This window comes from Bacillus sp. WC2503 (genome assembly GCF_052682895.1).
The window spans coordinates 3,146,075-3,172,656 of sequence record NZ_JBQYMD010000001.1 but is presented as its reverse complement, the minus strand read 5'-3'; the positions used below and the strand labels follow the sequence as shown (position 1 = coordinate 3,172,656).

Genomic DNA, 26,582 nt, shown 5'->3' with positions numbered 1-26,582 from the left:
CGGGATAATATGATGAAATTAAAATTTTATTTAGTATACCTTTGGTATAAAGTATTGCTGAAACTAGGAATTAAGACCGATGAAATTTATTATATTGGTGGAAGTGAAGCGTTGCCACCGCCGTTAACGAAAGAAGAAGAAGAAGTTCTTTTGAATAAATTGCCAAAAGGCGATCAAGCTGCAAGGTCATTACTTATTGAACGCAACTTACGGCTAGTTGTATATATAGCAAGGAAATTTGAAAATACAGGGATAAATATTGAAGATTTAATCAGTATAGGAACAATTGGCCTTATTAAAGCGGTAAATACATTTAATCCAGAAAAGAAAATAAAATTAGCAACATATGCATCTCGTTGTATAGAAAATGAGATTTTAATGCATTTGCGCCGAAATAATAAAAATCGTTCGGAAGTGTCTTTTGATGAACCGCTTAACATTGATTGGGATGGGAATGAACTGTTGTTATCAGATGTATTAGGTACAGATGATGATATTATTACAAAAGATTTAGAGGCTACTGTAGATCGTCATCTTCTAATGAAAGCATTGCACCAATTAAATGATCGGGAAAAACAAATTATGGAGCTTCGATTTGGGCTTGCTGGAGAAGAGGAAAAGACGCAAAAAGATGTGGCGGATATGCTTGGGATTTCACAGTCATACATTTCACGTTTAGAAAAAAGAATCATAAAAAGGTTACGAAAAGAATTTAATAAAATGGTGTAAAGAATAAGACCAGCCTTTATGTAGGCTGGTCTTATTCTGTTTAGTTGTAGAAGAAGGGGGAATTAAAATGAAAAATGAAGAGAAAACCACATGCATAAAATCCCCTTCAAAGGAAATACTTTACACTGTACAGCAACTCCCGATAGGAGGGAACACTTTGACGAGAAACAAAGTAGAAATTTGCGGTGTTGATACAGCAAAACTTCCAGTACTAAAAAATGAAGAAATGCGTAAATTATTTCGTGAAATGCAAAGTGGAGAGATAAGCGCAAGAGAGAAATTAGTGAATGGAAACTTACGTCTTGTATTGAGCGTCATCCAAAGATTTAATAACAGAGGAGAATATGTTGACGATTTATTTCAAGTTGGTTGCATCGGACTTATGAAATCCATTGATAACTTTGATTTAGGCCAAAATGTAAAATTTTCAACGTATGCTGTGCCGATGATTATTGGAGAAATACGCAGATATTTGCGTGACAACAATCCGATTCGCGTATCTCGCTCGTTACGAGATATTGCGTATAAAGCGTTGCAAGTAAGAGAAAAATTGATCGCAGAAAATTCAAAAGAACCAACAGCAATGGATATTGCAAAAGTGCTAGAAGTGACTCACGAAGAGATTGTATTTGCTTTAGATGCGATTCAAGATCCAGTGTCATTATTTGAGCCGATTTATAACGATGGGGGAGATCCTATCTTTGTTATGGATCAATTAAGTGATGAAAAACAAAAGGACGAGCAGTGGGTTGAAGAGTTAGCGCTGAAAGAAGGCATGAAGCGTTTAAATGATCGTGAAAAGATGATTATTCGAAAACGGTTCTTTCAAGGAAAAACACAAATGGAAGTTGCAGAAGAAATCGGGATTTCTCAAGCTCAAGTATCACGCTTAGAGAAATCGGCTATTAAACAAATGAATAAAACGATTCAAGGATAAGGTCTCACCATTTATGGTGAGGCCTTTTTATATGTACTATTATAGTTTGCGTTCATAGCAATGAGGTCGTGTTCATATAATGAAAATAATATGAACCTTAGTAGCGGTTACTTCCTGTTAATATGAAATACAGTAGTCTGTGTACTTCCAATTCGCCATATAAGGGAGAGGATGAGAGTGATACGGATTTCAGAGTTACAGATGAAGGATGTTATAAATATTTCAGATGGGAAAAGGCTTGGAAATATTGGAGATATTGAGATTGATATCGATACAGGGAAGATTTGCTCTATTATTATTTCCAAACAGGCACGTATGCTTGGGATTTTTGGGAAAGACGTAGAAATTATAGTTCCTTGGGAGGAAGTTATGAAAATCGGGGAAGATGTCATACTTGTAAGAGTAAATCCTGTTAATTCTGTAACAGAATCAATACAAACAACGACAATTTCATAAAGAATATTACAAATTCCTCTTTTTTTTCTGTTGGTATTATGAAAAAATAAAAGTATGGTAAAATAGACAGGAAGTACCATGCTTTTTTCTGTTATTTTAATTAAAAAGGAGCCGCTTTATGAGAGAACCATTTAAATATGTGGACGGTATACTGTATTTACAAGCGTGGAAAGAACTTGGAAACATTACTGCTGGATTTACGACAAAAGATGGTGGGATAAGTACGGGCTCCTTTCATGCGATGAATTTAGGATTACATGTGAATGATATCGTGGAGAACGTTCATGAAAACAGACGCATTTTAGCAAATAAGTTACAAAAACCATTGGAAAACTGGATTTGCTCTGAACAAGTTCATGATCACCAGGTTGAAAAAGTAGGACAACAAGAAAAAGGAAGTGGCGTCTATTCATATGAGGATGGCATTTCAAAAACAGATGGCATTTATACGACTAATAACGATGTTCTTTTAACGTCTTGTTACGCGGATTGTGTCCCACTCTATTTTTATGCACCATCACATGGTATGATAGGACTTGCGCATGCTGGGTGGAAAGGGACTGTAAAAGAGATTGCAAATGAAATGATTCAAAAATGGAGTGCAGAAGGGATTTCAAGTGATGAAATTCATGTTGCAATTGGACCGGCAATCGGATCTTGTTGTTATGTTGTTGATGATAGAGTGTTAACAGCGGCACAGCAAGTAGTAAACGGTTCTGTCCCATATAAAAAAATTTCTGATGGACAGTACGCAATTAATTTAAAAGAAATTAATCGTGTATTATGTGTACAAGCAGGCATAAAAGAAGAGCATATTGTAATGTCATCTCTTTGTACAAGCTGTGAAGAACAACTATTTTTCTCTCATCGTCGTGATCAAGGGAAGACAGGGAGAATGTTGAGTTTCATAGGTTTTAAGGAGGAAGAAAACAAGTGACAGTACAAGAAAATTTAATAATTGTAAACGAAGCTATTAAAGAATCTTGCACACGAGCTGGACGTTCGTTGCAAGATATTAAACTTGTTGCAGTTACAAAAACTGTAGGGATTGAAAAAACAAACGAAGTAATGGAAGCTGGAATTATCGATTTAGGTGAAAATAGAAATGAAGGTTTCTTACAGAAATACGAGCATTTTGGCTCAAAAGTTAATTGGCACTTTATTGGCTCATTACAAACGAGAAAAGTAAAAGAAATCATTAATGAAATTGATTATTTACATTCGTTAGATCGTCTTTCTCTGGCGAAAGAAATTCAGAAACGTGCTGATAAGAAAGTGAAATGCTTTATTCAAGTGAAAACCTCATCTGAAGAATCAAAGCAAGGATTGGCAATAGAAGAAACAGTTTCTTTTATTCAAAGTTTGCAAGAATTGGATAAGATTGAAGTGGTTGGACTAATGACGATGGCGCCATTTACAGAAGAAGAGGAAGAAGTTCGTCGCTGCTTTAAGGACTTGCGCAAGCTACAAATAGAGGTGCAGGAGCTAAATCTATTACATGCGCCATGTAAAGAATTATCAATGGGAATGTCCAATGATTACACGATTGCAATTGAAGAAGGTGCTACATATATTCGTTTGGGAACGATTTTAGTAGGAAAAGCGTAAAAGGAAGGAGAATCTTATTATGAGTTGGTCAAAAGTAAAATACTTCTTTTTTGATACACCAGAAGAAAAAGAAGCAGCTCAATATAGCTATGAAAAGGAGCAAACGGATATGAAGAAGCAGCAAGATCCGCCGGAACAACAAGATGTTACGTTTCCGAAAGCACAACCGAAACAAAATGTTGTGAGCATTGAAACGGCAAAGCAATCTTCAAAAGTTGTTTTATTAGAACCACGCACGTATTCGGAAGCGCAAGGTATTGCGGACCATTTGAAAGGTAGACGAGCTGTTGTAATTAATTTGCAAAGAATGTCTACTGATCAAGCAGTACGTATCGTTGACTTTTTAAGTGGTACTGTATACGCTATAGGCGGGGACATTCAAAAAATAGGACCGAAAACATTTATGTGTACACCTGAAAATGTAGATATTGTTGGTGCAATTTCAGAATTATTCGGCGAAGAAGAAGAAACAAATATAAAGAGGTGGTAATACGCCATGACAACCGTTTTAAATGTTTTACTTACTGCTATCGAGATTTACTCGTGGGCACTTATCATTTACATCCTCCTATCATGGTTTCCTGGTGCAAAGGAATCAACTTTTGGAGATTTTCTTGCACGTATTTGTGAACCGTATTTAGAACCATTTCGCAGATTTATTCCGCCGTTTGGTATGATTGATATCTCTCCACTCGTTGCGATTTTTGCGTTAAAACTTGCTAAAAGTGGTTTGTTCAGTTTGTTCAGCTATTTCTTGTAATAAGAGGCTAAATACATGAGCATTTACGAACATTTCAGACCTGATGAAGAGGTCTTTGTAGATAAAGTGCTAGAGTGGAAGCGAGCAGCAGAGTACCATCAAGTGAAACTAACAGATTTCCTTGATCCAAGACAGCAACAAATTGTTTCTATGGTAATTGGACAAGGAGATGTTGCTGTGCAATTTGATGGTGCAACGCCTTACGCAGAGCGTAGAAGAGCACTTATTTATCCAGACTATCTAGAATTAAATGAAGAAGAATTTCAAGTAGAAGTATTAGAAATTGACTATCCTTCCAAGTTTTATACGCTAGAACATAGGCAAATATTAGGTACATTTATGTCACTTGGTTTAACGAGAGAAAAATGTGGTGATATTTTGCTTCAAGAAAATCGTGCCCAAATTGTAGTTGCGAAAGAAATCGTATCTTACATTGAGATGAACTTACAAGCAATAGGGAAAGTAAAAGTCTCCTTATCAGCAGTACAAGGAGAACAAATTCTACAGACTCATGAAACGTGGGGAGAGAAATCTGGAACGGTTTCTTCACTTCGCTTAGATGTTATGTTGGCTGAAATGTTACATATATCCAGACAGAAAGTGCAACCTTTCATAAAAAATGGTTTAGTAAAAGTCAATTGGAAAACAGTAGAGCAAACTTCTTATGAATGTTATCCAGGAGATGTGTTTTCGGTGAGAGGATATGGGCGAAGTAAATTGTTTTCTGTAGAAGGTAGAACAAAACGCGACAAATGGAGAATTTTGTATGGTATACTAAAATGATTGGTTTTTTAGAAGGAAATCCTCCTATTTTGTCGAAGAAAAGATATAATTGAAAGAGGAAATTTAGATAACTACTTGGAGGTGGCGTTGTGCCGTTAACACCATTAGATATTCATAACAAAGAATTTGGTCGCGGATTCCGTGGCTATGATGAAGATCAAGTAAATGAGTTTCTTGATCAAATTATCAAAGATTATGAATTAGTCATTCGTGAGAAAAAAGCTTTAGAAGAAAAAGTTGCGCAATTAGAAGGAAAGTTAGATCATTTTTCTAACATTGAAGATACGTTAAACAAATCTATCGTTGTTGCACAAGAAGCAGCGGAAGAAGTAAAACGTAATGCGCAAAAAGAAGCGAAATTAATCGTACGTGAAGCTGAAAAAAATGCAGATCGTATCATTAACGAAGCTTTAGTAAAATCAAGAAAAGTTGCTTTTGATATTGAAGAGCTAAAGAAACAAGCGAAAGTATTCCGAACTCGTTTCCGTATGTTATTAGAGACACAGCTTGAAATGCTAAACAACGATGATTGGGATAAACTAATTGAGTTAGAAGACGAAGTAGATGAGCTGTTGAAAAAAGAAGAAACAGTGTAAGCTTGACGTTTTTCTCATTATTACATATAATTTTAAACAACATATTTATTAAGAAAAACGAAGATAGGGATAAGTACCTTTTCAAACCTTATATAGCGAACTGAGGACGGTGTAAGCTCAGGATAAGGAGATTAGTGGGAATATCACCCTGGAGTTCCGCGCTGAACAAATAGAGTAAGCGTAGGCGTGTATTCGCGTTAAGAATATAAAGAGGGTTTTATACATATGTATAGAATCTACTAGGGTGGTACCGCGGGAGACTTTCTCGTCCCTTTTTGGGATGAGAAGGTCTCTTTTTTATTCCGTTTTTTAAGTATTTCTTTTATACATGTAAGGAGGAATTGAGCATGGAGTACAAAAATACATTACTGATGCCAAAAACAGAGTTCCCAATGCGTGGGAATTTACCAAAACGTGAGCCTGCAATGCAAGAAAAATGGGCTGAAATGAATATTTATGAAAAAGTACAAGAACATACAAAAGGCCGTCCTTTATTTGTGTTGCATGATGGACCTCCATATGCGAATGGTGACATTCATATGGGACATGCATTAAATAAAGTGTTAAAAGACTTTATTGTTCGCTATAAGTCAATGACTGGTTTCAGTGCACCATATGTTCCAGGTTGGGATACGCACGGTTTACCAATCGAACAAGCGTTAACGAATAAAGGTGTAAAACGTAAAGAAATGACAGTTGCTGAGTTCCGTAAGTTATGTGCAGAGTATGCATATGAACAAGTAGAACGTCAACGTGAACAATTTAAGCGCCTAGGTGTACGTGCAGATTGGGATAATCCATATATTACTTTAGAGCCAGCTTATGAAGCACAACAAATTAAAGTGTTTGGTGATATGGCGAAAAAAGGTTACATCTATAAAGGGCAAAAACCAGTTTACTGGTCTCCAACAAGTGAGTCTGCTTTAGCAGAAGCTGAAATTGAATACCAAGATAAAAAATCAGCATCTATTTATGTAGCGTTCCCTGTAAAAGACGGAAAGAACGTATTAGAAGGTGATGAGAAATTTATCATTTGGACAACAACTCCTTGGACATTACCTGCGAACTTAGGTATTTCTGTTCATCCAGAGCTTGAATATAGCATTGTAAAAGTAAATGACGAGAAATATATTATCGCTTCTGAATTATTTGAGACAGTTGCAAAAACGTTAGAGTGGGAAAAAGCTGAAGTTGTGAAAACGGTAAAAGGTAGCGAACTTGAGTATACAGTTGCAAAACACCCATTCTACGAGCGTGATTCATTAGTTATGCTAGGAGATCACGTAACAACAGATGCAGGTACAGGTTGTGTTCATACAGCACCAGGACATGGGGAAGATGACTTCGTTGTTGGTAAAAAGTATGGATTAGAAGTACTTTGCCCAGTTGATGATAAAGGTGTATTAACAAATGAAGCACCTGGATTTGAAGGCTTATTCTATGATAAAGCTAACAAGCCAATTACAGAAAAATTAGAAGAAGTAGGCGCGTTACTGAAACTAACATTCATTACGCATTCATACCCACATGATTGGAGAACGAAAAAACCAATTATTTTCCGTGCGACAGCACAGTGGTTTGCATCTATTGAAGCATTCCGTAAAGAGTTATTAGAAGCTGTTGCGGAAACGAAATGGGTACCAGCATGGGGCGAAACTCGTCTTCATAACATGGTTCGTGACCGTGGTGACTGGTGTATTTCTCGTCAGCGTGCATGGGGTGTGCCAATTCCTGTATTCTATGCTGAGAATGGTGATCCAATTATTACAGATGAAACAATTAACCATGTAGCAGATTTATTCCGTGAACACGGTTCTAACGTATGGTTTGAGCGTGAAGCGAAAGATTTATTACCAGAAGGATTTACACATCCAGGTAGCCCAAATGGTGAATTCCGTAAAGAAACAGATATCATGGATGTATGGTTCGACTCAGGTTCATCTCACCAAGCGGTATTAGAAGAGCGCGATGACTTACAACGTCCAGCTGATTTATATTTAGAAGGATCTGACCAATATCGTGGTTGGTTTAACTCTTCATTATCAACAGCAGTTGCTGTAACAGGTAAAGCTCCATATAAAGGCGTACTAAGCCATGGTTTCGTACTAGATGGTGAAGGACGTAAAATGAGTAAGTCGATTGGAAACATCGTCGTACCGAAGAAAATTATGGATCAATTAGGCGGAGATATTTTACGTTTATGGGTATCATCTGTTGACTATCAATCTGACGTACGTATTTCAGATGATATTTTAAAACAAGTAGCAGAAGTGTATCGTAAAATCCGTAACACATTCCGTTTCTTATTAGGCAACTTAGATGACTTTAAGCCAAGTGAAAACACAGTAGCGGTAGCTGAACTTCGTGAAGTAGATCGTTACATGTTAGTGAAGTTAAATGACTTAATTACAAAAGTAAAAGAAGCATATGAAACATATGACTTTGCTGCTGTATATCATGCTATTCACAACTTCTGTACAATTGATCTAAGTTCATTCTACTTAGACTTTGCAAAAGACATTTTATACATTGAAGGTGCAAATCACGCGGATCGTCGTGCAATTCAAACTGTATTATATGACGTTCTTGTTGCATTAACGAAACTTGTAACACCAATCTTACCTCATACAGCTGATGAAGTATGGCCATATGTTCCAGGTGTAACAGAAGAAAGCGTACAGTTAACTAACATGCCGGAAGCTACAGAAGTAGAGGGTTCGGAAGCGTTAAAAGCGAAATGGGATGCATTTATGACATTACGTGATGACGTATTAAAAGCGTTAGAAGTAGCTCGTAATGAGAAAGTAATTGGTAAGTCATTAAATGCGAGCATTACTCTTTATCCAACTGCAGAAATGAAAGTAATGTTAGAGTCTATTAGCGAAGACTTGAAGCAATTATTCATCGTTTCTGAATATAAACTTGGTGGTATGATGGAAGAAGCTCCAGCAGATGCGCCTAAGTATGAGCATACAGCGGTTGTCGTTTCTCAAGCAACTGGTGAAACATGCGAACGTTGTTGGGTAGTTTCAGAAACAATTGGTAAAGATGCTGAACATGAAACATTATGTGAGCGTTGTGCATCAGTTGTTAAAGAAAACTATGTAAAATAATAAAAAAACTGACTGCTATTGATGCAGTCAGTTTTTTTATTGATGGTATATCGAAATAACTTTCAGGCTCTTTCCTGTGAAGGAAAAATGTGTGTGAGGTAAGCAAATAAATTTCGGACACACTAACTGTACATTACAGCTAGGAGGAATGTACACGTGAATGAAATTTACATGGAAATAAAAGAAGAATTGCAATTGATGAGAAAAGAGTTGCAAGAGAGACTAGCTAAAGAAGTAATGCACAAATATGATGCTGAGTTCAGCCAAGAGCTTGGATATGAAATTAAGGAAGAGATAAAGAAAAAATTGCTATTACATGATATAAAAGAGGACTTAAAGGATGTAGAACGCGCATTATTTAAAATGGAAATAGATATGTACGGTATTTGTGAAGAGACGGGGAGAGTAATTTCGACAAAGCAAATGAAAACAATGCCGACTGCCCGTACGATTCATGAATTTTTCTATGAAAAGGTAAATGTATGAATACGCACAACGATATTATATTACCTTTTTTTAATTTATTTTATTCTTCTATAAAGGTTCATTGTGAAAAGGTAGCAGCTATGCTAAAATTTTGAGGTACACTGTCTTTGTGGGGGAAATGAAAATGATATATTATGTAATAGCGTTATTTGTCATTGCCATCGATCAAATATCGAAGTGGCTAATTGTAAAGAACATGGAATTGGGTATGAGCATTCCGATAATCGATAATGTATTATACATAACATCACATCGAAATAGAGGAGCTGCCTGGGGGATTTTAGAAAATAAAATGTGGTTTTTCTACATTATTACGGTTGTCTTTGTAGTATTTATCGTAATGTATATGAAAAAATATGCACAAACAGACAAGCTTCTAGGAATTTCATTAGGTCTAATTTTAGGTGGAGCAATTGGTAACTTTATTGATCGTGTATTTAGACAAGAAGTAGTGGATTTTATTCACGTGTATATTTTCTCGTACAACTATCCAGTATTCAATGTAGCTGATTCAGCGTTATGTATTGGTGTTGTATTAATTATTATTCAAACATTATTAGAAGGCAAGAAAACGAAGGAGTAATTGAATGAGTGAAGTAGTACAGGTAACAGTTGCAGAAGAACAAAAAAGTGAGCGAATCGATAAATTCGTTGCAGAAATTAACAGTGAATGGTCACGTTCACAAGTACAGCAATGGATTAAAGATGATGTTGTAACAGTGAATGGGAAATCGGTAAAAGTAAATTATAAAGTTAAAGAAAATGATGAAATTACAGTAACGATTCCTGATCCGGAAGAGTTAGATATTCAAGCGGAAGATATGAACTTAGAAATTTATTATGAAGATGCAGATGTACTTGTTGTAAATAAGCCACGTGGTATGGTTGTACATCCAGCACCAGGTCATACAAGTGGCACACTTGTGAATGGTCTTATGCATCATTGTACAGATTTATCAGGCATTAACGGTGTAATGCGTCCTGGTATCGTGCATCGTATTGATAAAGATACATCTGGCCTATTAATGGTTGCTAAAAATGATATGGCACACGAATCACTTGTAAATCAACTTGTAGCAAAAACAGTAACAAGACGTTACAAAGCGATTGTACACGGTGTTATTCCGCATGATAAGGGAACGATTGATGCTCCGATTGCTCGTGATAAGAAAGAACGTCAAAGTATGACAGTTGATGAAAATGGTAAGCATGCTGTTACGCATTTCCAAGTGTTAGAGCGTTTCAAAGATTTCACACTTGTAGAATGTCGCTTAGAAACAGGACGTACACACCAAATTCGTGTTCATATGAAATATATTGGCTATCCACTTGCAGGAGATCCAAAGTATGGACCAAAGAAAACATTAGACATGAATGGACAGGCACTTCATGCAGGTATTTTAGGATTTGACCACCCTCGTACTGGTGAATATATTCAGTTTGAGGCACCGATTCCAGAAGTGTTTGAAGAGACTTTAAATATTTTACGGAAATAGTATTGACAAATCATGAGAAAACTGAGATACTGACAACAGTTAAATAATGATCCTTTAACACAGCCCCGTGAGGTTGAGAAGGTAACGGTTTGAAATACTTAGGGTATGTTGTACCCTTTTTTCAAAAGTCCTCTCGCACACGCTGAGAGGACTTTTTTTATACCATTACTCTCACGCAAGAAAAATAGCTTGGAGGTGTAGAGCATGCAGGAAAAAGCTGTCGTTTTAGATGACCAAATGATTCGCCGCGCTTTAACACGAATTAGTCATGAAATTGTGGAACGAAATAAAGGTGTGGATAATTGTGTTCTTGTCGGAATTAAAACACGTGGAATTTTTATTGCACAACGTTTGGCAGAACGAATTGGTCAGATTGAAGGAAAAGAGATGGAAGTAGGAGAGTTAGATATAACTTTATATCGTGATGACTTAACACTTCAATCAAAGAATAAAGAACCACTAGTAAAAGGTTCAGATATTCCAGTAGATATTACGAAGAAAAAAGTAATCCTTGTAGATGATGTATTGTATACAGGAAGAACAGTTCGAGCTGCGATGGATGCTCTTATGGATTTAGGAAGACCATCACAAATTCAATTAGCTGTCCTTGTAGATAGAGGACATCGTGAATTACCAATTCGCGCTGATTATGTAGGAAAGAACATTCCAACATCAAGTGAAGAGCGTATCGAAGTTGATTTGCAAGAGACAGATCAACAAGATCGAGTAAGTATATACGATAAGTAAAGCCCTTTTAAATGTAGTCCTGTGAGGCTGCCAAAGGGTCTTGGCTTTCATATGTCGAATTTGGCATACGAAAGTATAGGACTCTTTGTGCACAGGCACAAAGAGTTTTTTTATTGCAAAGATTTAAACTGAAGGAGGATGTAACAATGGAACAAAAGCCAGTGTTAGACGTTAATGAAGTACCGAAACCGGGAAAATGGTTATTTTTAAGTATACAACATTTGTTCGCGATGTTTGGATCAACAGTGCTTGTTCCATTTTTAACAGGATTGAATCCGTCAGTAGCGTTAATATCAAGTGGATTAGGAACGCTAGCGTTTCTTCTTATAACGAAAGGTCAAGTACCTGCGTATTTAGGATCATCATTCGCCTTTATCGCACCGATTATTGCAGCAAAAACAGCAGGTGGCCCCGGAGCAGCGATGCTTGGTGGCTTACTTGCAGGAATGGTGTACATCTTAATTTCAATCGGAATTAAGAAATCTGGATCAGCGTGGATTATGAAATTACTGCCGCCAATCGTAGTTGGTCCGGTAGTAATGGTAATCGGTTTAGCTTTAGCACATACAGCAGTGAACATGGCGATGAACGGTGCGGATGGTAAGTATAGCATTACACACTTTTCAGTAGCACTAGTAACATTAGCAATTACAATCATTTGCTCCATATTTGGAAGAGGATTTTTCAGCATCATACCGGTGTTACTTGGAATCATCGGCGGATATATCTTCGCTTACTTCCAAGGGCTAGTAGATTTAAAACCGGTAGCTGAGGCGAAATGGTTTGTCGTACCTGATTTCACAGTACCGTTTGTAACATACACACCAGAGTTTTCGTGGAAGATTGTACTCTTAATGGTGCCAGTAGCACTAGTAACAATTTCAGAACATATCGGACATCAAATTGTACTTGGAAATGTTATTAAAAGAGATTTAATTGAAAAACCAGGTTTACACCGTTCAATCTTTGGGGATGGGGTAGCAACATTAATCGCATCACTAATCGGTGGACCACCGAATACAACATACGGTGAAAACATCGGTGTGCTAGCAATTACGAGAGCGTATAGTGTATACTTATTCATCGGTTCAGCAGTATTCGCAATCATGTTTGGATTTATCGGGAAGATTTCAGCACTGATCCACTCGATTCCAACACCAGTTATGGGTGGTGTATCAATCTTACTATTCGGTGTAATCGCATCAAGTGGTTTACGCATGATGGTAGATGATAGAACAGATTTAAGTGACAAACGAAACTTAATGATTGCATCAGTTATACTAGTAATTGGTATTGGCGGAGCGGTACTTCACGTAGGAGAATCGTTCCAAGTAGAAGGAATGGCACTAGCAGCAATTGTAGGTGTACTGTTAAATCTACTACTACCAGAAACGAAACAAATAAAACAATCTAAGCAGATTGCTTCATAAAAACAACCTTTTAATTCAGTCCTGTGAGACAGAAAAGGGTGGCTTCTTCCTTGCACCCTAGTCTCACATGACTAGGGTATTTTTATGCAAATGTTGTTATAAATATCCATAAATGCTATCATAAAAATTAGAAAGACGAGGGATGACGATGAGCCATTTGTTAACGATGAGTGAATTATCGGAACTAGAAATTTCAGAAATCCTAAAAGACGCAGAAGATTTCGCGAATGGGAAAGAGAGTAAAACAACAGAGCAAACTTTTGTTGCGAACTTGTTCTTTGAGAATAGTACGAGAACGAGATTTAGCTTCGAAGTTGCTGAGAAGAGATTAGGACTTGACGTATTAAACTTTTCAGCAGATTCATCTAGCGTACAAAAAGGAGAAACGTTATACGACACGATAAAAACACTGGAATCAATCGGAACAAAAGCGGTAGTCATCCGCCACGAGCAAGATCGTTACTTCGATGAGCTAAAAGATCAAGTAAACATTCCAATCTTAAATGCTGGAGATGGATGCGGAAATCATCCAACGCAATGTCTGCTCGACCTTCTAACAATTAAACAAGAGTTTGGAAGTTTTGAAGGTTTAAAGATTGCAATTGTTGGAGATATTCGCCATAGCCGAGTAGCACGATCCAATGCTGAAACATTAACGAAGCTTGGGGCAACGATTTATTTTGCAAGCCCAGAAGAGTGGAAAGATGAAAAAAACACATTTGGAACGTACAAAAACTTAGATGAGCTAGTTCCAGAAGTTGATGTAATGATGTTACTTCGTGTACAGCATGAGCGTCATGATCATTATGAAACAGACATTATGAAAGAGTATCATGAAAAACACGGATTAACGCTTGAAAGAGAAAAACGTATGAAAGAAGGAAGCATTATTATGCATCCAGCTCCTTTCAACCGGGATGTGGAAATTGCAAGTGAACTTGTTGAGTGTGAGCGTTCACGCATATTTAAACAAATGGAAAATGGAGTTTACGTAAGAATGGCTGTACTAAAACGCGCCTTACCAAATGTATTAGGAGGAATGAAACATGAATTATTTGTTTAAAAATGGTCGTTATATGAATGAAGAAGGAATAATCGTAGCAACAGATCTTCTCGTACAAGACGGTAAAATTGCGAAAGTAGCAGAAAATATTACGGCAGATAATGCTGAAGTAATCGATGTGAACGGAAAGTTAATCGCACCTGGATTAGTAGATGTACATGTACATCTTCGTGAGCCAGGTGGTGAACATAAAGAAACAATTGCAACAGGCACACTAGCAGCGGCAAAAGGTGGATTCACTACAATTTGCGCAATGCCAAATACACGTCCAGTACCAGATTGCAGGGAACATATGGAAGACTTACAAAAACGTATTAAAGAAAAAGCACACGTAAATGTATTACCATATGGAGCAATTACAGTACGTCAAGCAGGTTCTGAAATGACAGATTTCGAAACGTTAAAAGAGCTTGGAGCATTCGCTTTCACTGATGATGGAGTAGGCGTACAAGATGCGAGCATGATGCTAGCTGCTATGAAGCGTGCAGCGAAGTTGAATATGGCAGTAGTTGCACACTGTGAAGAAAATACACTTATTAATAAAGGTTGTGTACATGAAGGGAAGTTTTCTGAGAAACACGGATTAAACGGTATCCCATCAGTATGTGAATCTGTACATATTGCAAGGGATATACTGCTTGCTGAGGCGGCAGATTGTCACTATCACGTATGTCACGTAAGTACGAAAGGGTCTGTACGTGTAATCCGTGATGCAAAACGTGCTGGAATTAAAGTAACAGCAGAAGTAACACCGCATCACTTAGTGTTATGTGAAGATGATATCCCATCAGCTGATCCTAACTTTAAAATGAACCCACCGCTTCGTGGAAAAGAAGACCACGCAGCGTTAATTGAAGGGCTATTAGATGGAACGATCGATATGATCGCAACTGACCATGCACCGCATACAGCGGAAGAGAAAGCACAAGGAATTGAAAGAGCACCATTCGGAATTACTGGTTTTGAAACAGCATTCCCACTTCTATACACAAACCTTGTGAAAAAAGGAATTATTACATTAGAACAGTTAATTCAATTCTTAACAGAAAAACCAGCTGATACATTCGGTTTAGAAGCAGGTCGCCTGAAAGAAGGTAGAGTAGCTGATATTACAATCATTGATTTAGAACAAGAAGAAGAGATTGATCCAAAAACTTTCTTATCAAAAGGAAAAAATACACCATTCGCAGGTTGGAAATGCCAAGGATGGCCGGTAATGACAATCGTTGGCGGTAAGATCGCATGGCAAAAGGAGAGTGCATTAGTATGAAAAGACAACTTATCTTAGAAGATGGAACAGTATTAATTGGAAAAGGTTTCGGAGGCGAAATCGAAAAGTCAGGTGAGGTTGTATTTACAACAGGAATGACTGGATATCAAGAAACATTATCTGATCCATCATATTGCGGTCAAATCGTAACATTTACGTACCCATTAATCGGAAACTACGGCATTAACCGTGACGATTTTGAATCCATTCACCCATCTGTAAATGGTTTAATCGTAAATGAAATTTGTGATCATCCATCAAACTTCCGTAATGAAATTTCGTTAAATGATTACTTAAAAGAAAGAAACATTCCAGGATTAGCAGGAATTGATACGAGAAAATTAACGAGAAAAATTCGTCAATACGGTACATTACGCGGACGACTTTGTAACATGGATGCAGATGTAGAGTACATTGTGAGCCAATTAAAAGCGACAGTATTTACAGATCATGTAAAACGCGTATCAACGAAAGACCCATACCCAAGCCCAGGCCGTGGTCATCGAGTTGTACTTGTAGACTTCGGAATGAAACATGGTATTTTAAGAGAATTAAATAAGCGTGACTGTGATGTAATTGTAGTACCTTACAATACAACAGCAGAAGAGATTTTACGCCTTAGCCCAGATGGAATTATGTTAAGTAATGGACCTGGGGATCCAAAAGATGTACCAGAAGCAATTGAAATGTTAAAAGACATTATCGGTAAAGTTCCTTTATTCGGGATTTGCTTAGGACATCAGTTATTCGCATTAGCATCTGGTGCAAATACAAGTAAGTTGAAGTTCGGTCATCGTGGTTTAAATCATCCAGTAAAAAATCTTGCAACTGGAAAAGTAGCAATTACTTCTCAAAACCATGGATACGCAGTAGAAGAAGAGTCAGTTGAAAATACAAATCTTGAAATTACACATGTTGCTTTAAATGATGGAACAGTAGAAGGTCTTCGTCATACGAAGTTTCCAGCATTTACAGTACAATACCATCCAGAAGCTTCAGCGGGACCAGAAGATGCAAATGATTTATTCGAAGATTTCTTAGAAATGATTGAAAACTTCAAGAAAGAAGGGGAAGAGTTATGCCAAAACGCCTAGACATTAACACAATTTTAGTAATCGGATCAGGACCAATTGTAATTGGGCAAGCAGCAGAGTTTGATTACTCTGGTACACAAGCTTGTCAATCTCTTAGAGAAGAAGGTTACAAAGTAATCCTTGTTAACTCTAACCCAGCAACAATTATGACAGATACTGCAACAGCAGATAAAGTATATATAGAACCATTAACATTAGAATTCGTAAGCCGTATCATTCGTAAAGAACGTCCAGATGCAATCCTACCAACATTAGGTGGTCAAACAGGCCTAAATATGGCTGTTGAACTTGCGAAATCAGGCATACTTGAAGAATGCGGAGTTGAAATTTTAGGAACAAAATTATCAGCAATTGAGCAAGCGGAAGATCGTGATTTATTCCGTACATTAATGCAGGAATTAAATGAACCAATTCCATCTAGTACCATTATTCATACGCTAGAAGAAGCACATGAATTTGTAAAAGAAATTGGTTATCCAGTTATTGTTCGCCCAGCATTTACAATGGGGGGAACAGGTGGCGGAATCTGTAGTAATGAAGAAGAACTAATTGAAATCGTATCAGGTGGATTAAAACATAGTCCAGTAACACAATGTTTATTAGAAAAGAGCATTGCTGGTTGTAAGGAAATTGAATATGAAGTAATGCGTGATTCGAATGATAACGCGATTGTAGTATGTAACATGGAAAATATCGATCCAGTTGGGGTTCACACAGGTGATTCAATCGTTGTAGCACCGAGTCAAACATTAAGTGACCGTGAGTATCAAATGTTACGAAACACTTCATTACGAATTATTCGTGCATTAGGAATCGAAGGTGGCTGTAACGTTCAGCTTGCACTAGATCCGCATAGCTTCCAATACTATGTAATCGAAGTAAATCCGCGTGTGAGTCGTTCATCTGCACTAGCATCTAAAGCAACTGGATATCCAATTGCGAAGTTAGCAGCGAAAATTGCAGTCGGTTTAACATTAGATGAAATTGTAAATCCAGTAACACAAAAAACATACGCTTGCTTCGAGCCAGCATTAGACTATGTCGTTTCAAAAATTCCACGTTGGCCATTTGATAAGTTCGAATCAGCAAACAGAACGCTTGGTACACAAATGAAGGCAACTGGTGAAGTTATGTCAATTGGACGTAACTTAGAGCAATCATTATTAAAAGCGGTTCGTTCTTTAGAGCTAGGGATTTATCACTTAGAATTAGACCATTTAAAAGAACTTGATAAAGAAACAATGAAAAAACGTATTATAAAAGCTGACGATGAGCGTCTGTTCGTTGTAGCAGAAGCAATCCGTCAAGGTGTAACGAAAGAAGAAATTAATTCATGGTGTGAAATGGACTTCTTCTTCTTACAAAAAATTGAAAACATCGTAAACATGGAACACGAAGTAAAAGAAAATGCAGGAAATATGGAAGTGTTACAATCTGCAAAAGAAATGGGATTCAGTGATCATTACATCGCCAATGCTTGGAACAAAACAGAGCGTGAAATTTACGATATGCGTAAAGAAAGTAATATGACTCCTGTTTATAAAATGGTAGATACTTGTGCGGCAGAGTTTGAATCTGCAACACCTTACTACTACAGCACATACGGTGACGAGAATGAATCGGTTATAACAGATCGTAAGAGTGTGGTTGTACTAGGGTCTGGTCCAATCCGTATCGGTCAAGGTGTTGAGTTTGACTACGCAACAGTTCACTCTGTATGGGCAATTAAAGAAGCTGGATATGAGGCAATCATTGTAAATAACAACCCAGAAACAGTTTCAACAGACTTCAGTATTTCTGACAAATTATACTTTGAACCATTAACGATTGAAGATGTAATGCACATTATCGATTTAGAAAAGCCAGAAGGTGTTATCGTACAATTCGGTGGACAAACGGCAATTAACTTAGCGGCGAAATTAGAAGAACACGGTGTGAAAATTTTAGGAACATCACTTGAAGATTTAGACCGCGCAGAAGATCGAGATAAATTCGAAGCTGCATTAACAAAATTAGGAATCCCACAACCAGTTGGTAAAACAGCAACAACTGTAGAACAAGCGGTAGCAATCGCTGAAGAAATTGGTTACCCAGTATTAGTAAGACCATCTTACGTACTAGGTGGACGTGCGATGGAAATCGTATATCGTCAAGAAGAACTACTGCACTACATGAAAAATGCAGTTAAAGTTCATGCAGAGCATCCGGTATTAATCGACCGTTACATGGTTGGTAAAGAAATTGAAGTAGATGCAATTTCAGACGGTGAGAATGTGTTCATTCCAGGTATTATGGAACATATTGAACGCGCTGGAGTTCACTCTGGGGATTCAATTGGAGTATATCCACCACAAAGCTTATCTGACGAACTAAAAGAACAAATTATTGAACATACAATTGCACTTGGAAAAGGATTAAACATTGTTGGGTTACTAAATATCCAGTTTGTAGTATTCAAAGATCAAGTGTATGTAATTGAAGTAAACCCACGTGCGAGCCGTACAGTACCATTCTTAAGTAAAATTACAGGCGTACCGATGGCGAATGTTGCAACGAAAGTTATTTTAGGTCAAAACCTAATAGAGCAAGGATACGGAACGGGCTATCACCCAGAAGAGAAAGAAGTGTATGTAAAAGCACCAGTATTCTCATTTGCGAAACTACGCTCAGTTGATACAACATTAGGACCTGAAATGAAATCAACAGGGGAAGTAATGGGGAAAGACTTAACGCTTGAAAAAGCATTATACAAAGGGCTAGTTGCCTCAGGAATTAACATCCCAACGCACGGATCCGTAATCATCACTGTAGCGGATAAAGATAAAGAAGAGGCGATGGAAATTGCAAAACGTTTCCATGAAATCGGCTATAACTTATTAGCAACAGCTGGAACGGCACAAACATTAGCAGAGCAAAATATCCCAGTACAAGTTGTAAACAAAATTGATTCTGAAGACTACAACTTACTAGATATTATTCGCCAAGGAAAAGCACAGTTTGTAATCAATACATTAACAAAAGGAAAACAACCAGCGCGTGATGGTTTCCGCATTCGCCGTGAATCAGTAGAAAACGGTGTGGCTTGCTTAACATCACTTGATACAACGAGAGCAATCTTACGAGTATTAGAATCTATGACATTCTCAGCTCATTCAATGAAAGAAATTACGCAAACAAAGCGTCACGAGGTGGTACATGCATGATGCAAAAGCAAAATATGATCGTCGTTAACCAAAAAGAAATCGCAAAAAACATTTACGAATTAGTGCTTCAAGGAACGTTAGTACAGCAAATGAACGAACCAGGGCAGTTTGTACACATTAAGGTAGCAGAGGGCATTGCGCCCCTTCTGCGCCGCCCGATTAGTATTTGTAATGTAGATCAAGAGAAGAACGAGTTTACAATGCTATATCGTGCGGAAGGACAAGGGACAAAAACATTAGCAACTAGAAAACAAGGTGAAATGGTAGATGTACTAGGACCACTAGGACACGGTTTTCCTGTAGAAGAAGCAGAAACAGGACAAACGGCTTTATTAGTAGGCGGGGGAATTGGGGTACCACCACTTTATGAATTATCACAGCGCCTCGTTGCAAAAGGTGTACGTGTGATTCACATCTTAGGTTTTCAAACGAAAGATGTTGTTTTCTATGAAGAAAAATTTGCAGAACTTGGTGATACGTACGTTGCAACAGTAGACGGCACACACGGTACAAAGGGATTTGTTACAGATGTAATTGATAATTACGGAATCGACTTTGACATTCTTTATTCATGTGGCCCGTTAGCGATGCTTCGTGCATTAGAAGGACGTTACAAAGAGAAAAAAGCCTATATTTCATTAGAAGAACGTATGGGTTGTGGTATTGGAGCTTGTTTCGCATGTGTATGCCACTTACAAGAAGATCCAAGTGGACATTCTTATAAGAAGGTGTGTAGCGACGGACCGGTATTTCCAATTGGGGAGGTTGTACTATGAACAGATTGCAAGTTGAATTACCAGGATTGTCATTAAAAAATCCAATTATACCAGCATCTGGATGCTTTGGATTTGGTCGTGAATATGCACAGTTTTACGATTTAAGTGTACTAGGATCAATCATGATTAAAGCGACGACAGAACAACCACGTTATGGAAATCCGACGCCTCGTGTTGCTGAAACACCAGGCGGCATGTTAAATGCAATCGGACTTCAAAACCCAGGTTTAGAAAAAGTAATGAATTCTGAATTACCATGGTTAGAACAATTTGATCTTCCAATCATTGCGAATGTTGCGGGCTCACAAGCTGAGGATTACGTAGCAGTTGCAAAGGAAATTTCTAAAGCGCCTAATGTCCATGCACTAGAATTAAATATTTCTTGTCCGAACGTAAAAACAGGTGGTATCGCTTTTGGTACAAATCCTGAAATTGCTGCTGATTTAACGAAGCGAGTAAAAGAGGTTTCTGAAGTACCTGTATACGTGAAATTGTCACCGAACGTGGCAAACATTGTGGAAATTGCAAAAGCGATTGAAAATGCAGGTGCAGATGGTTTAACGATGATTAATACATTGCTTGGTATGCGTCTAGATTTAAAAACAGCCCAACCAATTTTAGCAAACCGTACGGGCGGACTATCAGGTCCTGTGATTAAGCCAGTAGCAATTCGTATGGTACATGAAGTAAGCCAAGCGGTTAACATTCCAATTATCGGAATGGGTGGTATTGAGTCAGCAGAAGATGTAATTGAGTTCTTCTACGCTGGTGCAAGCGCAGTTGCAGTAGGTACAGCGAACTTCATAGATCCGTTCGTATGTCCGACAATTATTGAAGAGTTACCAGCATTACTAGATGAATTAGGATTTGATCACATTTCGGAATGTCAAGGAAGGAGCTGGAAGCAAACATGTCACAGTCGTTAATCGTTGCACTAGATTTTCCGGGGAAACAAGATGTAGAACAATTCTTGCGCCACTTTGAAGGGGAAGAGTTATTTGTCAAAGTTGGTATGGAGTTATTTTACAAAGAAGGCCCTGCGATTATTACGTACTTAAAAGAAAAAGGACATAAAATCTTTCTAGATTTAAAACTTCATGATATTCCGAATACAGTAAAAAGCGCTATGCGTAGCCTAGCTAGTCTAGATGTTGATATGGTAAATGTTCATGCTGCTGGGGGAAGCAGTATGATGAAAGCTGCGATTGAGGGATTAGAGGAAGGTAAGCAAGAAGGAAAAGAGAGACCGATTTGTATTGCAGTTACACAACTAACAAGCACTTCGGAAGCTATGATGAAAAAAGAGATCGGCATTGAGAAAACGTTAGAAGAAGCGGTTGCTCATTATGCAAAATTAACGAAAGAAAGTGGACTTGATGGCGTTGTTTGCTCAACGCTTGAAGTTCCAAAATTACGTGAAGTATGCGGGAATGAATTTGTAACAGTAACACCGGGGATCCGTCTTGCAAGCGATGATGTGAATGATCAGGTGCGCGTAGCAACACCGAAACGTGCGAGGGAACTTGGCTCAAGCTACATCGTAGTTGGGCGTAGTATTACAAAAGCAGAAAATCCGCTTGAAGCGTATAAAACAGTAAAACAACAGTGGGAAGGTGTAACAGTATGAAAAAAGAAATCGCATCGCATTTATTAGAAATTGGAGCAGTATTTTTACAACCGAATGATCCATTCACTTGGTCTTCAGGTATGAAATCACCAATTTATTGTGATAACCGTTTAACTTTATCTTATCCAAAAGTACGTCAAGCGATTGCAGCTGGATTAGAAGAGTTAATTAAAGAGCACTTCCCAACTGTAGAGGTTATTGCAGGAACAGCAACTGCTGGTATTGCGCACGCTGCATGGGTAAGCGATCGTATGAATTTACCAATGTGCTACGTACGTAGTAAAGCAAAAGGCCACGGTAAAGGGAATCAAATTGAAGGAAAAGCTGAAAAAGGTCAAAAAGTTGTAGTAGTAGAAGACTTAATTTCAACTGGTGGTAGTGCAATTACATGTGTAGAAGCACTTCGCGAAGCAGGCTGTGAAGTATTAGGAATCGTATCAATCTTCACATACGAGTTAGAAGCAGGAAAAGAAAAACTAGAAGCAGCTAACGTAGCATCATACTCTTTAAGCGACTACAGTGCATTAACTGAAGTAGCAGCAGAAAAAGGTATGATCGGACAAGCTGAAACGAAAAAATTACAAGAGTGGCGTAAAAATCCAGCTAACGAAGCTTGGATCACAGCGTAATATGAAAAAAGACGACTGCGGGGGAACGCGGTCGTCTTTTTATATAAATTCAAGCAAATTCCCATCAATATCAAAGCCCCTTACTACTAACTACTTAGTGCTTTCTACAAATTCATATCCTTTCACAAACAAGAGAGTCATATAAGAAACAATAAATGAGAAAATGCTATACATGCCAATCCAAAAGAAAAATTTTGGAGTAAAAGCGATGACACCTAGTATTAAAAAACTAGCAAACGTTACAATTGGCATTACGTAATATGTTTGCGTCTTGCGGGTTCCAATAACAGAAACGATAAAGATAAGTAATGGACAAATTAATAAGACGAAAATCAATTCATTCATAGTTATGTCCCCTTTTCGAATGGAAGTAATCTGTTTCTCGTAAACGTTTTGAAATAAATACTCTCCTAATATAACTTCGCTAACATATACATAATCCCTTTTGAAAGTCCGTAATAAATGATTGATTTCACAATAAAAAAGTAAGCAAGAGAACACCTGCTTACTTTATAGAATAAACATCGCAACGATTGTGGTGACAATTAAGCCAATTATAACTGGTAAAAAGTTTCGGCGTGCAAGTTCAAATGGATCTACTTTACAAATGGCAGCGGCAGGAATAAGCGCCCAAGGAATCAAAGTCCCGCCTCCGGTCCAGATTGCAGCAATTTGCCCAAGTGCTGTTAATGTAGCTGTTCCATTCCCCAGTGCTGTGCCGAAAAGATTGGCAATCGAACCAGCAAGTGATATACCGGAAAAGCCAGATCCATCTAACCCTGTTATGACACCAACGATAGTTAGTGTTCCCGCTGATACATATTGGTTTAAAGGAACAGTTTGAGATAAGGCGATTCCTAAGTCGTTAATGATTCCGTGTGAACCTTTCGGTAAATAGTCCCCGATAATTTTTACAAATCCGCTATCCCCTAAATAAAAAAGTGCAGCAATTGGGATAACTGGACCAAAGATTTTAAATCCAAATTGGAGCCCTTCTATAAAATAATCGGTCGTTTTATTCAGGCCATTTCCTTTGTAGGCGATGAGAGCAATAATGATAATCATAATAACAGTCGTCCCGCCAATAAGTGCTGTTGCATCGCTTCCTTGTAGTTTAAATTGAATCATGCAAAGGATATCAATGATATATACGATAGGGATACATATGGCGAGCCATTTCTTTATGTGAGGAGATAATAAAATGATAGTTTTGGATGGTTCAGTTGCTGAAGAAGAGTCTTGCAACGATAAGCCTGTATGAAATTCTTTTCGTAAGAAGAAAAAAGCAACAGAAGTTGTAACAACGCCCATAACGATAACGAGGGGGACACTTGCGGATACGACGCTAGAAACTGGTAAACCAGCTGCATCCGCTGTTAATTTCGGGGCACCTTGAATAACGAAGTCGCCTGATAAAGTATGTTATTATAATGTATATAAATACTTATTAAATGAGGTGAAACGCAATTGTATAAACCGTTCTCACAGGCAGACTATAAGCCCTCTGATAAGCCTAAAGCACTGTATATAAGGAAGTCTAAGAAGAGTCAAGGCAAGACTGAGATAGAAACAATTGAAAGCCATTTAAAGCGTTTAACGGACTTCTGCAAAGATCAAGGCTGGAACAACTACGTGATTTATAATGATTATGTTGCAAAGTCAACGGACATAAATAGAATTGAATACAATAAAATGCTGAATGCTTGTTTAGATGGAAAGCACGATTTAATTGTTGTTGTGGAAGAATCAAGGTTATATCGTACAGTAAATGAACAGACGAATGTGTATGAAGAATTAAAGGGAACTGACATAGCTATCCTTTCCATACGTGAAGGCTACATCTTCCCTAATGATAGAAATCAGTTTCTAACTAATATCATTCGTGGTGCTATGAATCAGCAAGAACTTGAAAACTTTGCTTATAGGATGAATGTAAAGGTTTTAGCAAGTGCGAAGGAAGGTAAATATGTCAATAAGCTACCTTTCGGTTATTTCAAAGATAAGGACAAACTGACACCACACCCTATTGAAAGCAAGACGTTTAGGTTTATTGTAGACAAAGTATTAGAAGGATATGTAATAGCTGAAATCATTGGGAAACTTAACCAACTAGGGTATACCACAAAATCTAATAAGAAATGGAAAGACGTAGGTACAATTACAAGGATGTTGGCTAATCGTGTTTACTTAGGTGAAAGCCACTATTACAGTAAGATGTTTGAGGAAGATGTTATAGTGCGTGATACACATCCAGCATTATTAACTATTGAAGAATTTCAAAAAATAAGTAACATGATTCGTTCACGTAGCAGGAACCCACAAGGTATCAGGTATACTAAAATCAATACAGTGCTGGATAGATTAGTTGTATGTGGAATATGCGGTAATAGGTTACCAATTCATAAATCATGGACTAATAAAGAAGGGGTTACATCTTATCAGGTGGGGAAATGCCAAAAGGTTATGGGTGAATACAATGAGAAGAAATGTCCTAATAAATCGATTTCATTGAAGGAACTACTTCCACACTTTTATATTGCTATTGAAAGCTATAAGGATTCATTAAGAGAAGAAATAGAAAGTGTAGAAATAGATACAACCAGTGATATGAAAATTAAAGTCATGGAACAAATAAAGGATATATCAAAACGTATAGCTGAAATACAAATTGAAATACAAAACGCTAAAAGCTATTTAATCAAAGGAGTTTTATCTGAAGCAGATTATGTAGGATTAGTACCACCCTTAGCGAAGGATTTAAAGGATTTAAATGTGGCACTAGAAGATAATGAACGACTACTTGCTAGTTTGACTGACTATGATAGAAGTGCAGTTATTCAAAACGCTGTTGATTCGCTAATTAACATTGAAAACGAAAGCATTGAAAATCAAAATAGGGTATACAGACTACTGTTTGAACATCTAGAACTTGTAAATACAGTGGATGAATTTGAAATAAGGCTAAAAGAAAAAGACGTCTCCAATTAGGAAACGTCTTTCTTTGTTTCTATGTTAGGCTGAGATAATTTCACGATTGTTTCAGCTACTTGTTTATAGTTAGGATTAGTGGCTTTAATTATGGTTACTTTAGGTATACGTTTATTTTTCATAAACACATCACCCCATGTAAGCCATGGTATTCAGATTGATTTTTTTTGTTACTTAATAATCCATTATTTCCTTCCGTTTTTCTACTTCTATTTACATCTTTCATCTGTACTAGCACCTCACTGAATTTGTGTTGTCAGTTAGGTACTTGCAAATACGGAATGAATTAGGACATTGATTTGAAAATAAATTTAAAAAACTTGTTTTTATCACCAGTAATGTCCCTAGTCGTCAAGAACAAGTAAGTGTGGAAGTCTTGTTGAGGATTTCCTACGTGAATAATTTCCCTATGTGAAGGCGTGTCTTATGACGCGTCATTTTTAATTTGTCATGACTTCCTAAAATAGGAACTTTAAAGAAACTGAGGTGAGATAAATGATTGGTGTAAATGTGAACAGCTTACCGCACGAACGAAAGGTAAATTATCAAATGATTAAATACGTTCGTTTAAGTAGAAATATGACTCAGGGAAAGTTCGGTGAGGTATGCAAAATAGACCAAAGTGTACTAGCAAAGCTGGAACGTGGTGAGTTACCACTTTCGCCACACTATGAAGCTAAAATCATGGACGGTATTCATGCTTTGAATATCAGTCAACTAGAACTGGTATCAGTGAAAAGAATTGTAGAACTAAAGGAACAAAGAATTAAATAACTAAATGGAGGTATGGA

At 37.4% G+C, this 26,582-nt stretch carries 26 protein-coding genes, 1 pseudogene and 1 other annotated feature; of the genes and pseudogenes, 25 read left to right on the top strand and 2 right to left on the bottom strand.

Features of this window, described 5'->3' with window-relative positions; all coding sequences use genetic code 11:
- Positions 1–9: 9 nt before the first annotated feature.
- The 23 genes from sigE to pyrE all read left to right on the top strand — a co-directional run bounded on the left by sigE (position 10) and on the right by pyrE (position 22,803).
- Positions 10–729 carry an RNA polymerase sporulation sigma factor SigE gene (gene sigE / locus ACUN26_RS16095; protein WP_000976947.1) on the top strand — a complete coding sequence of 240 codons (720 nt, stop codon included), beginning with the start codon at positions 10–12 and terminating at the stop codon, positions 727–729.
- Between the two features lie 157 nt (positions 730–886).
- On the top strand, positions 887–1,666 hold the full coding sequence (gene sigG, locus ACUN26_RS16090; RefSeq protein ID WP_000197755.1) for an RNA polymerase sporulation sigma factor SigG: 780 nt from the start codon (positions 887–889) through the stop codon (positions 1,664–1,666).
- Between the two features lie 171 nt (positions 1,667–1,837).
- Positions 1,838–2,122 (top strand): YlmC/YmxH family sporulation protein, encoded by a 285-nt coding sequence (locus ACUN26_RS16085; RefSeq protein WP_033657297.1) that lies wholly within the window; start codon positions 1,838–1,840, stop codon positions 2,120–2,122.
- Positions 2,123–2,240: 118 nt separating this feature from the next.
- Entirely contained in the window at positions 2,241–3,059 is an 819-nt protein-coding gene (gene pgeF, locus ACUN26_RS16080; RefSeq protein ID WP_001209015.1) for a peptidoglycan editing factor PgeF, read from the top strand.
- Positions 3,056–3,730 carry a YggS family pyridoxal phosphate-dependent enzyme gene (locus tag ACUN26_RS16075; RefSeq protein WP_000218001.1) on the top strand — a complete coding sequence of 225 codons (675 nt, stop codon included), beginning with the start codon at positions 3,056–3,058 and terminating at the stop codon, positions 3,728–3,730. Before pgeF ends, ACUN26_RS16075 begins: the two co-directional genes overlap by 4 nt.
- A 19-nt stretch (positions 3,731–3,749) precedes the next feature.
- On the top strand, positions 3,750–4,220 hold the full coding sequence (locus tag ACUN26_RS16070) for a cell division protein SepF (protein ID WP_000119137.1): 471 nt from the start codon (positions 3,750–3,752) through the stop codon (positions 4,218–4,220).
- A gap of 6 nt (positions 4,221–4,226) precedes the next feature.
- The gene (locus ACUN26_RS16065) at positions 4,227–4,490 is read left to right on the top strand and encodes a YggT family protein (RefSeq protein WP_000214326.1); all 264 of its coding nucleotides are present in this window, start codon (positions 4,227–4,229) and stop codon (positions 4,488–4,490) included.
- A 15-nt stretch (positions 4,491–4,505) separates the two neighbouring features.
- Positions 4,506–5,273, top strand: coding sequence for a YlmH family RNA-binding protein (locus ACUN26_RS16060; RefSeq protein ID WP_000029703.1), 768 nt, complete (start codon positions 4,506–4,508; stop codon positions 5,271–5,273).
- A gap of 89 nt (positions 5,274–5,362) precedes the next feature.
- Positions 5,363–5,869 carry a septum site-determining protein DivIVA gene (divIVA, locus tag ACUN26_RS16055; RefSeq protein ID WP_001131611.1) on the top strand — a complete coding sequence of 169 codons (507 nt, stop codon included), beginning with the start codon at positions 5,363–5,365 and terminating at the stop codon, positions 5,867–5,869.
- 51 nt (positions 5,870–5,920) lie between these two features.
- Positions 5,921–6,145, top strand: a binding site (T-box leader).
- Between the two features lie 71 nt (positions 6,146–6,216).
- Positions 6,217–8,982: an isoleucine--tRNA ligase gene (gene ileS2 / locus ACUN26_RS16050; protein WP_000455940.1), complete on the top strand. Its 2,766-nt coding sequence runs from the start codon at positions 6,217–6,219 to the stop codon at positions 8,980–8,982.
- Between the two features lie 156 nt (positions 8,983–9,138).
- Positions 9,139–9,468 (top strand): hypothetical protein, encoded by a 330-nt coding sequence (locus tag ACUN26_RS16045; RefSeq protein ID WP_001002952.1) that lies wholly within the window; start codon positions 9,139–9,141, stop codon positions 9,466–9,468.
- A gap of 124 nt (positions 9,469–9,592) precedes the next feature.
- Complete coding sequence (gene lspA / locus ACUN26_RS16040) at positions 9,593–10,051, top strand: lipoprotein signal peptidase LspA (RefSeq protein WP_000642176.1); 459 nt, start codon at positions 9,593–9,595, stop codon at positions 10,049–10,051.
- A gap of 4 nt (positions 10,052–10,055) precedes the next feature.
- Entirely contained in the window at positions 10,056–10,964 is a 909-nt protein-coding gene (locus tag ACUN26_RS16035) for an RluA family pseudouridine synthase (RefSeq protein ID WP_000005848.1), read from the top strand.
- Between the two features lie 204 nt (positions 10,965–11,168).
- Positions 11,169–11,711 carry a bifunctional pyrimidine operon transcriptional regulator/uracil phosphoribosyltransferase gene (gene pyrR, locus ACUN26_RS16030; protein ID WP_001156491.1) on the top strand — a complete coding sequence of 181 codons (543 nt, stop codon included), beginning with the start codon at positions 11,169–11,171 and terminating at the stop codon, positions 11,709–11,711.
- 146 nt (positions 11,712–11,857) lie between these two features.
- Positions 11,858–13,141, top strand: a complete 1,284-nt coding sequence (uraA, locus tag ACUN26_RS16025) for a uracil permease (protein ID WP_000435917.1) — start codon at positions 11,858–11,860, stop codon at positions 13,139–13,141.
- 148 nt (positions 13,142–13,289) lie between these two features.
- Complete coding sequence (gene pyrB / locus ACUN26_RS16020) at positions 13,290–14,204, top strand: aspartate carbamoyltransferase (RefSeq protein WP_000018838.1); 915 nt, start codon at positions 13,290–13,292, stop codon at positions 14,202–14,204.
- A complete protein-coding gene (gene pyrC / locus ACUN26_RS16015) occupies positions 14,188–15,474 on the top strand; it encodes a dihydroorotase (protein ID WP_001108361.1) in 1,287 nt (428 codons plus the stop codon). The genes pyrB and pyrC overlap by 17 nt, the downstream gene beginning before the upstream one ends.
- On the top strand, positions 15,471–16,568 hold the full coding sequence (locus ACUN26_RS16010) for a carbamoyl phosphate synthase small subunit (RefSeq protein ID WP_000828672.1): 1,098 nt from the start codon (positions 15,471–15,473) through the stop codon (positions 16,566–16,568). The genes pyrC and ACUN26_RS16010 overlap by 4 nt, the downstream gene beginning before the upstream one ends.
- Positions 16,553–19,771, top strand: a complete 3,219-nt coding sequence (gene carB, locus ACUN26_RS16005; protein ID WP_001126140.1) for a carbamoyl-phosphate synthase large subunit — start codon at positions 16,553–16,555, stop codon at positions 19,769–19,771. Before ACUN26_RS16010 ends, carB begins: the two co-directional genes overlap by 16 nt.
- Positions 19,768–20,547, top strand: coding sequence for a dihydroorotate oxidase B electron transfer subunit (pyrK, locus tag ACUN26_RS16000; protein WP_000983363.1), 780 nt, complete (start codon positions 19,768–19,770; stop codon positions 20,545–20,547). Before carB ends, pyrK begins: the two co-directional genes overlap by 4 nt.
- Positions 20,544–21,473 carry a dihydroorotate oxidase B catalytic subunit gene (gene pyrD / locus ACUN26_RS15995; RefSeq protein WP_001081059.1) on the top strand — a complete coding sequence of 310 codons (930 nt, stop codon included), beginning with the start codon at positions 20,544–20,546 and terminating at the stop codon, positions 21,471–21,473. The genes pyrK and pyrD overlap by 4 nt, the downstream gene beginning before the upstream one ends.
- Positions 21,458–22,174 carry an orotidine-5'-phosphate decarboxylase gene (gene pyrF / locus ACUN26_RS15990; protein ID WP_000083496.1) on the top strand — a complete coding sequence of 239 codons (717 nt, stop codon included), beginning with the start codon at positions 21,458–21,460 and terminating at the stop codon, positions 22,172–22,174. Before pyrD ends, pyrF begins: the two co-directional genes overlap by 16 nt.
- Entirely contained in the window at positions 22,171–22,803 is a 633-nt protein-coding gene (pyrE, locus tag ACUN26_RS15985) for an orotate phosphoribosyltransferase (protein WP_000711460.1), read from the top strand. The genes pyrF and pyrE overlap by 4 nt, the downstream gene beginning before the upstream one ends.
- A 90-nt stretch (positions 22,804–22,893) precedes the next feature.
- Here pyrE and ACUN26_RS15980 read toward each other — a convergent pair whose 3' ends face one another.
- Together ACUN26_RS15980 and ACUN26_RS15975 are read right to left on the bottom strand one after the other, a co-directional pair.
- Positions 22,894–23,148 carry a YbeF family protein gene (locus ACUN26_RS15980; protein ID WP_001003941.1) on the bottom strand — a complete coding sequence of 85 codons (255 nt, stop codon included), beginning with the start codon at positions 23,146–23,148 and terminating at the stop codon, positions 22,894–22,896.
- Between the two features lie 165 nt (positions 23,149–23,313).
- A pseudogene (locus ACUN26_RS15975) lies at positions 23,314–24,219 on the bottom strand (hypothetical protein); the annotation flags it as partial.
- Positions 24,220–24,270: 51 nt separating this feature from the next.
- Between ACUN26_RS15975 and ACUN26_RS15970 the strand changes: the two are divergent.
- Positions 24,271–25,791, top strand: a complete 1,521-nt coding sequence (locus ACUN26_RS15970) for a recombinase family protein (RefSeq protein ID WP_000277762.1) — start codon at positions 24,271–24,273, stop codon at positions 25,789–25,791.
- 495 nt (positions 25,792–26,286) lie between these two features.
- Positions 26,287–26,565, top strand: coding sequence for a helix-turn-helix domain-containing protein (locus tag ACUN26_RS15965; protein WP_000580590.1), 279 nt, complete (start codon positions 26,287–26,289; stop codon positions 26,563–26,565).
- The last annotated feature ends 17 nt before the right edge of the window (positions 26,566–26,582 follow it).